Annotated in this window: 8 protein-coding genes; 7 read left to right on the top strand and 1 reads right to left on the bottom strand. The window is 70.5% G+C overall.

What is annotated here, in order from left to right; genetic code table 11:
* Positions 1 to 24: 24 nt before the first annotated feature.
* The 3 genes from P8A18_RS00355 (at position 25) to alaS (ending at position 5,808) form a co-directional block, all read left to right on the top strand.
* A complete protein-coding gene (locus tag P8A18_RS00355) occupies positions 25 to 1,812 on the top strand; it encodes a B12-binding domain-containing radical SAM protein (RefSeq protein WP_306050592.1) in 1,788 nt (595 codons plus the stop codon).
* Positions 1,809 to 3,128, top strand: a complete 1,320-nt coding sequence (locus P8A18_RS00350) for a diaminopimelate decarboxylase family protein (RefSeq protein ID WP_306050590.1) — start codon at positions 1,809 to 1,811, stop codon at positions 3,126 to 3,128. Before P8A18_RS00355 ends, P8A18_RS00350 begins: the two co-directional genes overlap by 4 nt.
* Positions 3,129 to 3,225: 97 nt before the next feature.
* Positions 3,226 to 5,808, top strand: a complete 2,583-nt coding sequence (gene alaS, locus P8A18_RS00345) for an alanine--tRNA ligase (RefSeq protein WP_306050588.1) — start codon at positions 3,226 to 3,228, stop codon at positions 5,806 to 5,808.
* A gap of 51 nt (positions 5,809 to 5,859) precedes the next feature.
* On the opposite strand, the gene P8A18_RS00340 is transcribed toward alaS, so the two are convergent.
* Positions 5,860 to 6,768, bottom strand: a complete 909-nt coding sequence (locus P8A18_RS00340; RefSeq protein WP_306050585.1) for a hypothetical protein — start codon at positions 6,766 to 6,768, stop codon at positions 5,860 to 5,862.
* Between the two features lie 602 nt (positions 6,769 to 7,370).
* On the opposite strand from P8A18_RS00340, the gene P8A18_RS00335 reads away from it, so the two are divergent.
* From P8A18_RS00335 to P8A18_RS00320, 4 genes are read left to right on the top strand one after another with little or no spacing between them, the layout of a single operon-like run.
* The gene (locus P8A18_RS00335; RefSeq protein ID WP_306050582.1) at positions 7,371 to 7,919 is read left to right on the top strand and encodes a hypothetical protein; all 549 of its coding nucleotides are present in this window, start codon (positions 7,371 to 7,373) and stop codon (positions 7,917 to 7,919) included.
* Positions 7,920 to 7,949: 30 nt separating this feature from the next.
* The gene (locus P8A18_RS00330; RefSeq protein WP_306050578.1) at positions 7,950 to 8,756 is read left to right on the top strand and encodes a class I SAM-dependent methyltransferase; all 807 of its coding nucleotides are present in this window, start codon (positions 7,950 to 7,952) and stop codon (positions 8,754 to 8,756) included.
* An 11-nt stretch (positions 8,757 to 8,767) separates the two neighbouring features.
* Complete coding sequence (locus P8A18_RS00325; RefSeq protein ID WP_306050575.1) at positions 8,768 to 9,685, top strand: HTTM domain-containing protein; 918 nt, start codon at positions 8,768 to 8,770, stop codon at positions 9,683 to 9,685.
* Positions 9,682 to 10,722, top strand: coding sequence for an amino acid--tRNA ligase-related protein (locus P8A18_RS00320; RefSeq protein ID WP_018550853.1), 1,041 nt, complete (start codon positions 9,682 to 9,684; stop codon positions 10,720 to 10,722). The genes P8A18_RS00325 and P8A18_RS00320 overlap by 4 nt, the downstream gene beginning before the upstream one ends.
* Positions 10,723 to 10,739: the final 17 nt, after the last annotated feature.

The following is a 10,739-nucleotide window of genomic DNA, read 5'->3' as shown; positions in this document are numbered from 1 at the left end:
TTCCTTCTACCGAAACGAGGACCCGTGGTCCACCCGGCAGCGGGCGTCGACGTCCTGCTCTTCAACTACACCGGCTACCCCGACTACACCAGCTACTTCCTGGCGGACAACGGCCTGGCCTACCTCGCCGCCTGTCTCCGCGCCGCCGGGCACCGCCCGGTCATCCGCGACTACGTGACCATGGACACCGCGGAACGCCTCCACGACCCCGCCCTCTTCGTCCGGGTCCGCGAGATGCGCGACCGGGTCCGCGCCGAGATCCTCGACGCGGGCGCCCCGGACCCCAGGACCGTGGAACAGGCCCTCGCCCTCGACGCCGACGTCGACCTCCTCAACCGCAGGGTTGCCCTGGAGATCGCCGACGAACTGGTTCTGGAGATCCAGCGCCGCGACGTGCGCATGCTCGCCGTCAAACTGTGGTCCCAGCCCGCCCTCAGGGACGTACGGGCGATTCTGGAGTCGGTCCGGGCCCGATGTCCCGAGGTCAGGATCATCGCCGGCGGCGGCCACGTGGACTACTTCGAAGGCAGCGTGCTCACCGACATCGCCGCGCTCGACGCGGCCGCCGCGGGGGACGGCGAAACGGCCCTCGTCGGATACGCGGACTGGGTGGCCGGCCGGCTGACGGAACTCGGCGAGGTACCCAACCTCTTCCACCGCCGCGACGGACGCGTCGAGGCCACCGCCCGCCGCGAGAGCCTCACCTTCCGGACGGACTCCCACACACCGCTGTACGGCTCCGACGTGTACCCCGCGGTACACGCCCCGGCCTCGAAGATGCTGACCATCGGCTTCGAGGACAGCAGGGGCTGCCAGTTCGCCTGCGGCTTCTGCGCGCACCCGCTCAAGAGCGGCGGGCTCAGGCTGCGCCCCGTGGACAGCGTGCTGGAGGAGCTGGCCGCGCTCAACCGCGACCACGGCTTCGTCAACTTCGCCGGCTCCGGCTCCAACACGCCGTACCTGCACGCCAGCCGCCTGTACCAGGGCATGCAGGACCGAGGGCTCGACCTGGCGGTCAACTTCTTCCAGTCGCTGCGCGACTTCCGGGTCCACAAGGCCGACGTCCTGCGCTCGGCGCACATCCCCCTCCTGTGGGTGGGCATCGAGACGGCCGACCAGGACCTGCTCATCGGGACGTACGACAAGCGCCGCAACATGGAGAAGACCAAGGAGATCTGCGAGTTCCTCAACGAGAACCGGATCGGCTACATCATGAGCCTGATCTACCCCTCGCTCGGCGAGGACGAGGACTCGACCCGCAACACGGTGGAGTTCGTCCAGCAGGTCGGGCTCGGACACGTCGTGATCTACCCCCCGCTCCTCCAGCCCCGCACCCCGTGGATGGACGACCAGCACGTCACCTGGCTGGACCGGCAGGAGTTCCTGCGGATCAGCCAGTACGGTCTGGAGGAGACCGAGAACAAGGTCCTGCCCCCGATGCTCGGCTCCTCGGCGCTGAACGGCTCGGTACTGCTCAACGGCCGCACCTACAGCGAGATCTACTGCCAGAACGTCCGCTTCCGCGCCGAACTCGACCGGGTCTGCGGCGGAACGCGCGGACACCAGCGCAACATCGGATTCACCGACGAACTCGCCCCCTTCATGCGCCAGCTGAACCGCACCTTCGCCCAGACCGACCGCAGCCTCGCCAACGGCGACTTCGCGTCGGCCCGCAAGGAGATGACCCGGTTCAACGAACTGGCCACGGCCGGCTCGGTGGCCCGCACCCGCGTGCTGGCCACCGGCTGGGACGCCCCGGCCGACCCCGTCGCCGCCCCCTCCTTCCAGATGCGCACCGGGGGACCCGCGTGACCGCGCCGAAACACGCGGAACCGGACTGGACCGGCCTCAGCGCCTCACTGGACCGCGCAACCGACGGCTGCCTCATGATCGAGGGGGAGCGGGCCGACCGGCTCGCCGGCCGGCTGGGCACCCCGGCACTCGTCGTGCTCCCCGCGCGGGTCCGCGCCAACGTCCGGGAGATCACCGACGCCTTCGCCCGGCGGCTGCCGAGGGTGCGCACCTACTTCGCGCTCAAGTCCTGCTACCTGGAACCCGTGGTGTCCGCGGTCCTGGAGGCCGGCGCCGGCCTGGAGGTGATGAGCCCCCTGGAACTGGACATCGCGCAGGCGATGGGCGTACGCGAAGCCGACCTGCTGGTCAACGGGTTCGGCCACACCCAGGCCTTCGCGAAGCGCGCGGTCGACCAGGAACCCGCCCTGTTCACCCTCGACTCCTTCGAGGACATCGAAACCGTCTCCCGGGCCGCCCGCGCGTCCGGGACCGCGGTCTCCGTGGGCCTGCGCGTCTCCCTGCCGGCCACCGGCCCAGGCATGCTCGACGACGACACCAAACTCGGATTCACCTGGCAGGACGGCCAGTTCACACGCGCCCTGGCCCGGGTCGAAGCCGATCCCGCGCTCCGGGTCACCGGGCTGCTCGCCCACCAGCTCAGCCACTGCGTCTCCCCGGCGGTGTTCGGCGCCCACCTGCGCAACGTGGCCGACTGCCTGGCCAGGACGCGGCGGGACACCGGCATCAGGTTCCCGGTCCTGGACATCGGCGGCGGATTCGAGAGCAGGCTCCTCCTCGCCGCGCGGGGGGTCACCGCCGACGACTTCGCCGTGGAGGCCGCGGCCGCCCTCGCCGCGCTGCCCTACCCGGTGACCGTCTACCTCGAACCCGGCCGGTACGTCGCGGCCGACGCCGCCGTCGGCCTGACCCGCGTCGTCGCGAGGAAAGCGCGCACCGGAGCGGACTGGCTGATCACCGATCTGGGCACCAACTCCCTGATCCCGGTGCCGGGCGCGCGCTTTCCCGTGATCCCCGTGCACGGCGCGGACGGCGACCGGACGCCGGCCCGGATCGCCGACCGGACCTGCGCCCCCGCGGTGATCGACGCCCACGCGGCCCTGCCCGCCGGCGCCGACACGCTCGCCGTCCTCAACGCAGGCGCCTACACCGTCGCCCTCAGCCACATCTGGGGCCCTGAGCTGCCCCGGGTGGTGTCCCTGGACCACGGAGCCGACCGCACACTGACCGACGCGGACAGCTACCGCCGGGCCTTCACCCATCTTTACGGATACAGCGCACTCCGCCCCAAAACACCGGCAGCGCCCCTGAGTTAAGGCGAAACCGGTCACATCCGCAGGGCGGTGCCGTCATAGACTGACCCGTCCCCGACCCCTGCGTCTCCTCCCCGCACACCGAGAGCCTGAGGACCCCATGCACGTCTCCAGCGAGTCCATCCGTGAGACCTTCCTGTCGTTCTTCGAACGCAATGGACATCTCCGCATCGACGGGGCCTCGGTCCGGCCCCGGAACGACCCCACGCTCCTGTACGTCAACTCGGGCATGGCGCCGCTCAAGCGGTATTTCACGGGTGCGGAGACACCGCCGGCCAAAGACCTCTGCAACATCCAGTCCTGCATCCGCACCAAGGACATCGACGACGTGGGGGACCGCCACCACCTCACCTTCTTCGAGATGATGGGCAGCTGGTCGATCGGGAACTACTTCAAGGAACGCGCGGTGGAGCTTGCCTTCGCCCTGCTGACCGAGGGGTTCGGGCTCAAGCCGGAGCAGCTCTACGTCACGGTGTTCGAGGGCGACAAGGAACTGGGACTCCCCGCCGACGAGGAGTCCGCCCGCGCCTGGGAACGGGTCGGAATGTCCCGCGACCGCATCGTGCCGCAGCCCGCCGCGGACAACTTCTGGGGCCCCGCCGGCAGTTCCGGCCCCTGCGGACCCTGCACCGAGGTCTTCCTCGACACCGGTGACGCCTACGGCCCGGCCTACGTACCCGGCGGAGAGTTCGACACCACGCGCCGCTACATCGAGATCTGGAACGCCGGCGTCTTCATGCAGTTCGACAAGGGCCTCGACGGAACGATCCGTCCGCTGCCCTTCACCAGCGTCGACACCGGCTCCGGCCTGGAACGCATCTGCCTGGCACTCAACGGCCTGGACAGCGTCTACCAGTCCGACCTGCTCAGCCCCGTGGTGAACGTCGCGCAGGAGATCCTCGGCGAGTCCGGCACCCCCGAGACCCGCCATCTCGTCATCGCCGACCACATGCGCGCCGCGGTCAAGATCCTCGCCGACGGCGTGCTGCCCAGCAACGAGGGCGCCGGCTACATCCCCCGCCGGCTCATCCGCAAATCCATGACGGTCGCCCTGCGCCAGGGCGCGGACAGCTTCCAGTTCCAGCCGCTGGCCGACACCATCGTGGACACCCTCAAGGACCACCACCCGGGCCTCCTCGGCCGCAAGGACGCCGTCCTGGCGGCGCTCGACGCCGAGTGCCGGGAGTTCGGCACAGCGGTCCGACGCGGACTGGACCGCGTCTCCACGCTCATCGAGAGCGGCGGCACGGTCTCCGGCGCCGACGCCTTCCGCCTCTTCTCGACCTACGGCCTGCCCGTGGAGATCACCCGCGACCTCGTCGCCGAGCGCGGCGCCGCCGTCTCCATGGAGGAGTACGCGGCCGAGTACGAGCGCCACCAGAGGCTCAGCCGCGGCGGCGAACGCACCGACCGCCGCCTCCGCGTGGACGACGTGCTGCCGGCCTCCCTGTCCGGCGTGCCCGTCACCGAGTTCGTCGGCTACGAGCGGACGGAGGCCGAAGCACGGGTCGTGGGCCTCTTCGAGGAAGGAGCCCTGGCCGAAGCGGTCGGCGAGGGCGGCGAGGCCGACCTCATCGTGGACCGCAGCCCCTTCTACGCCGAGGGCGGCGGGCAGGTCGGCGACCACGGCGTCCTCACCGGCGACGACGGACTGCGCGGCGAGATCCTCGACACCGTCCGGCACAGCAGCGGACACCACCTGCACCGGGTCAGGGTCAGCACGGGCGAGCTGCGCGCCGGCGCCTCGCTGCGCCTGGAGGTGGACCGGGAGAGCCGTCGCGACACCATGGCCAACCACAGCGGCACCCACCTCCTCAACGCCGCGCTGCGGACCGTCCTGGGCGACCATGTGCGCCAGGCGGGATCGCTGGTCGACCCCCGGCGGCTGCGCTTCGACTTCACCCACCCCAAGCCGATGACCGCCCAGGAACTCGCCGCCGTCGAGGCTCTGGTCGGCGAGTGGATCCTGCGCGACGAGGAACGGCGCGTCGAGGTCACCAGCCCCGAGACCGCGAAGAGCGCCGGAGCCCTCTCCCTGGACGGCGAGACCTACGCCGACGAGGTCCGGGTGGTGAGCTTCGGCGACGCCTCGAAGGAGCTGTGCGGCGGAACCCACGTCCCGCACACGTCCTTCATCGGCTCGTTCCGCATCACCGCCGAACAGAGCGTCGCCTCGGGCGTACGCCGCATCACCGCCGTCACCCGCGGGGAAGCCGCGCGCTACTCGCTGAGCCAGGGCACCGAACTGGCCGCCGTGGCCCGCCTCCTGCACAGCAGCCCCGCCGAGGTCGTCACCGCGGCCGAGCGTGTGGTGAAGCAGGCCGCAGCGAAGAAGGTCCGGGGCGGGGGAGACGCACACGCCGAAGTGACGCGCAGCGAGTCGGGCAGCGGGGTGAAGGCGGCCGTCGTGTCCGGCCCCCAGGACGTCGCCGGCCTGCGCACAGCCGTACAGCGGGTGACGGAGCAGGAGAGCCGGGCGACCCTGGGATACGGCGGGGAGACCCGGCTCAACGTGGTGCTCGCCGTGCCCGGTGACAGCGGCCGCAGCGCGTCGAAGCTGCTGAAGGAACTGCTCGCGGGGTTCGGCGGCAACGGCGGCGGCAACGACCGCATCGCCCAGGGCGCGGTCTCCGGCGCCGACGGCGACGCCCTGAACCGCCGCTTCCTGGAGCTGCTCGGCTGAACCGTGCCCGTAATCCGGCCGGCCCGGCGACATCCCGGGCCGGCCGGCGGCTCACTCCGCCGCCGGTGAGGCGGCCGCCAGCACCTCCTGCGCGTCCTCGGCGCTGAGCCCGAACGTCCCCCGCAGTTCGTCCCGGCCGACCGGCCGCCCGCTCCCGGCGCGACGCCGCACCAGGCGCGCGGCCGACCGCACCGACCGCTCACGCGAGGTCTCCCGCCGCAGCCCCTCGTCCCGGAGCAGTCCGGTGACCACCGGACCGAGCGAACAGCGCTCCACGCCCGCGCCCCAGTCGCCCCCGCCCCCGGTGACCAGGTCGAAGGCGCTCTTGACCATGTCCCGCATGACATGCCCCGGCCCGCGGCCCGACGGCCGGGCACCGTCCCGGTGCAGCCGCTCCAGCACCCGCCGCAGGTTGACGACCTGGCGCGCACGGGCGTCGGAATACCCGAGGGCCACCAGCCGCGCACACTCCCGGGCCAGCTCGGGCAGCGCGTACAGATCACCGCCGTGCGCGAGAGCACGTACCGACTCGACCCCGAACGCGGTCTCCACATAGGACCGCCGGGCACCCCTGACCAGGATGATGTTGCCGATCTCCTGCACACGCCCGCAGTCGCAGCCCGGCCCGCACTCCGCGGAGCAGCGCGGCCGGCCCCGCACCGGCGCCACCAGGGTGCAGCCACGCCCCTCCAGCGGATAGCCGTCACCGTACTGCCAGCACGTCAGATCGGGCCGGTCCGAAACCTCCCACAGCCGGACCCCGGCGTCCCGCAGCAACCGGTGAAGACCGGTGTCGGCGGGGTCGGCGAGGGCCGCCAGTTCCTCCGGGGCTATCCACGGCGCGGCCGCGAGCAGCGCCTCGACCGTGTGCCCGATCACCGCCGCACGGTCGGCGTCGTCACCGAGCGCGCCGACCATGTCGAAGGTGTAGAGCCACGGCTCGTGGCCGTGGGCGCGCACACACGGCTGGACATGGCACAGGGAACCCAGATCCTCCCCGGCCCCGAGGGCGTCCTTGAACGGCGTGAGCGTGGCATTGACAAAGCTGACGGTCCGGTCGCCGGCCGAAACGGGGCACGGAGGAGTGAGCCGAAGCCCCCTTCTCGTCAGCACTTCCAGAAAATTCGCGGTGAAGCACTCGGTGCCTGTTTCCGCGTTCCGTACGGAATATTCCATGAGTCATCCCCCGGCAGGTTGTCGCACGTAATTCAGGCGAAACGGTCGGGCGTACCGCGCTGTTCGCGCGTGCAGCGTAGGGCTGTTCACCGCGGGAGAGGAAGAGCTCAAAGGCGTCTCGGAATGTGGACTGCCCCGGGTGCGTGGCGTCGTCCGGACGTGGCGTACCGGCGCACTCGGCATGCCTGGACCGGCTCGTGACGCGCTCGGCATAATCGGCGCAACGGCGTTCACCGCGAATGCCGGATTCATTTATCACCGTTCTCACCGGAAGACCCGTCCCGTCTTCCCGCCGCCCGGCCGGTTTTCGTGCGAGTTCGAGGAGTTGTGCCGAATTGGTCAGGAAAACGGTCTCGCAGAGGGGTGCCTGGACCGCTCTCGTGGCGGTGAGTGCCGCATATCTGGGTGTTCAGATCCGGCAGACCTTCAAGGACCGCAATGCCTGGCCGTTCTGCGCGTACAACATGTTCAACTACTACCTGACGGACTGCTTCCAGCAGGCCCGGGTGGTGCTGATCACGGACCGCGGCCACCTGGTCGGCCCGGCCGACCCCTGGGCACTGCTCCCCCTCGAGTTCTTCCGCGTCATCTCCGTCATCGAGCGCGTCTTCATCACCTGCGAGGACCCACACGTCCGGGACGACTTCTGCCGCAAGGCACTGCACCGCCTCAACACGCGACCGTGGCGTGACTGGGACGAGATCCGCGGTTCCTTCCGGCCCCCGGCGGGCCAGCGCTTCGTGGGCGTCGAACTCCACCTGGTGGAAGTCGACTTCACCCGCTGCGACCCCACCGACCGGTCCCAGGTGACGAGCGTCGAGCTGATGCACCGGTACGACCCAGAGGGCGCGTTCGCCCGAGCCGGAGACCAGGACCTGTGGCGGCTCCTCGAACCCGCCGCCACCCCGGCCGCCTCCGGCCACCCCCGTCCCTGACCTTGCAACCCGCGCCGCAGGAGGCACCCGATGACCCCGACCGCCGAACGGGTTCGGCAGACCCCGTACGTGGAGCTCCTCGCGATGCTCGGCGAGTCCAACCTGCCACCGGGCGGTCTGGCGACCGTACGCACCCTCGCGCAGAACCTGCACCTGAGACCCGGGCTCCGCGCCCTGCACGCCGGCTGCAACGCCGGCTTCCTCAGCCGTGAGATGGCACGCCGCACCGGCGTCGAGGTCGTCGGGGTGGACATCTCCCCGGCGATGGCGGAAGCGGCCCGGCTGCGGGCCAAGGAGGAGGACCTGCACGATCTGGTCAGCCACGAGTGCCAGGACATGCGCCGGCTCACCTTCGCCGACGAAACCTTCGACGTGGTGTTCTCCGGCGGAGCCCTCGCCTTCGTACGCGGCCACGACCAGGCCGTCGCCGAGATGATCCGGGTCACCAAACAGTTCGGCCTCATCGGCGACACGCAGCTGTACTACGCCCAGGAACCGCCCGCCGGGCTGCTGGACCGGGTCTCGGAGATCATCGAGGTGCCGGTGCCGCAGTACAGCCGCGAATACTGGACCGACCTCTACCGCACCGACCTGCTCCAGCCGTACTGGCGGGAGGACACCGAGGCGGGGAGCGTCGACGACGCCGACGTCGAGGCCTACGCCCGCCGCATGACCGGATCACGCGCCGCCGACTGGTCCGAAGAGGCACAGGAAGCGCTGTACACCCGGCTGCTGCACATCTTCCGCACCTTCAACGAGAACATGAAGTACCTGCGCTGCACCAACTACGCCTACCGGCGGCTGCGCGCGGACAGCGAACCCGCCCTGTTCGTGTGAGGCCCGCGACCATGACCAGCATCACCGAGACCATCACCGGCGGATTCAGCAGGATCTGGCGGGACCAGCCCGACGCCGTACAGCGGCTCCGGCTGGCCCGGTACACCACCGGCGCCGCGATCCTGCGCACCGTCTGGCACATGCCGTCCGGCACGGTCGTCGCGGAGCAGCGGGAACTCCTCGAAAGCGCCGGACAGGAGCCCTCCGGCTTCCAGCTGAGCCCCGCCCAGTACGAAGCGGTACGCGGCGTGGCCCTCGTGTCCGCCGCCGCCTGGGCCCTGGGCAACGACCGCCCCGAAGTCAAGATCACGGCCAACCTGAGCTTCCTCGCCCTGCAGAGGCACCAGGTGGCCATGCACCAGGACCTGTACAGCTACACCTCACACCTGAACACCTTCCTCCTGCTGCTCTGCCTGGTGGAAGCCGAGGCGGCCGGACCCGACGCCACCCACGGACGCACCCCACCGGACCGGCTGGCCTCCGCCGCGCTCGCCGCCATGCAGTCCTACTACGCCCTGGTCTACCTCCAGTCAGGCATCTCCAAGCTGCGCGTCACCGGAGTGAAATGGATGGACGGGCGCACGCTGCGCGGCAGCCTCGCCGAGCTGGGGACCCCGCTCGGCAAACGCCTCAGCCGGCAGGACCTGCGGCTGCTGGCCGCCGCCGGCACCGCCGCCGTCGGCTTCGAACTGGCCTTCCTGCCCGGCCTCCTGGCCGGCTGGCGGCACAAGCAGGTCTTCGGCCTGCTGTCGCTCGGCTTCCACACCTCGATCAAAGCCACCATGAACATCTCCTTCTGGCACTTCGCCTGGTTCGCCCTGCCCCTCTTCGTGCTGCCCGCCGAAACGGAGCAGAGGATCGGCGCCGCGCTGAAGGGGTTCCGCCGCCGGCTGTCCGGCACTCCGCACCGATCCGGGAGACTCTCGTGACCGAGACGATCGCGTCGTCCCAGCTGGCCGTGTCACCCCCGCACTCATGGCGGATCCCGGACACACACTTCGAAGAGGTACTGAAACACCCCTGGTACCGCGCCGTCGTCGAACTGACCGACGTCTTCCACTTCGCGACCGTCGACTTCTGGCGGCAGCGCGGCGTGCGCGCGATGTACCTCCCGATCACCACCGGATCCGTCTCCAGCCCCATGGGCCTCGGCAGCGACTCCAGCCCCGTCAAGGTCTCCGTCGAGGGCGTCCCCACCTACCTGGCCGACTCCATGCAGTTCCTGCTGGAGTACGGCTGCCGCCTCGCCGAGGGCGGCTGCTACTACGTGATGCCCTCGTTCCGCGGCGAAGCGATGGACGAACGCCACCTCTGCCAGTTCTTCCACAGCGAGGCCGAGATCGTCGGCGACCTGGACGACGTCAAGACCGTGGTCCAGGACTACCTGCGCCACCTGGCCCGCGCGCTCCTCGAGCACTGCCCCGACACCGTCCGCGACGCCGCGGGCGGCACCGGCCACCTCACCGCCCTGGCCGAGGACGACGTCTTCACCTCCCTCACCTTCCGTGACGCCGTCAAGCTCCTCGGGGACGACCCGAGGTACGTGACCGAGGTGGCACCCGGCAGCCGATGTCTCACCCACGCGGGCGAACGCGAGATCATGGCCCGGCTCGGCGAGTTCACCTGGGTCACCCACCACGACCTGCTCTCCGTCCCCTTCTACCAGGCGACCGCTCAGGACGACCCCGGCGCGGCACGCAACGGCGACCTCCTCTTCGGCATCGGTGAGACCGTCGGCTGCGGCGAACGCCACGCCACCGCCGACGCCGTGCGCGAGGCCCTGCGCCTCCACCAGGTCGAGGAGTCCGAGTACGCCTGGTACCTGCGGATGCGGGAACTGCGCCCCCTGCGCACCTCCGGCTTCGGCCTCGGAGTCGAACGGTTCCTGCTCTGGGCACTGCGCCACGACGACATCCGCGACCTCCCGCTGCTCCTGCGCATCAACGGACAACAGGTCAACCCGTGACCCGCGAGCCGGAGGAA

The organism is Streptomyces sp. Mut1, from assembly GCF_030719295.1.
Classification (GTDB): Bacteria; Actinomycetota; Actinomycetes; order Streptomycetales; family Streptomycetaceae; genus Streptomyces; species Streptomyces castrisilvae.
This window is presented reverse-complemented; position numbering and strand designations above follow the sequence as displayed.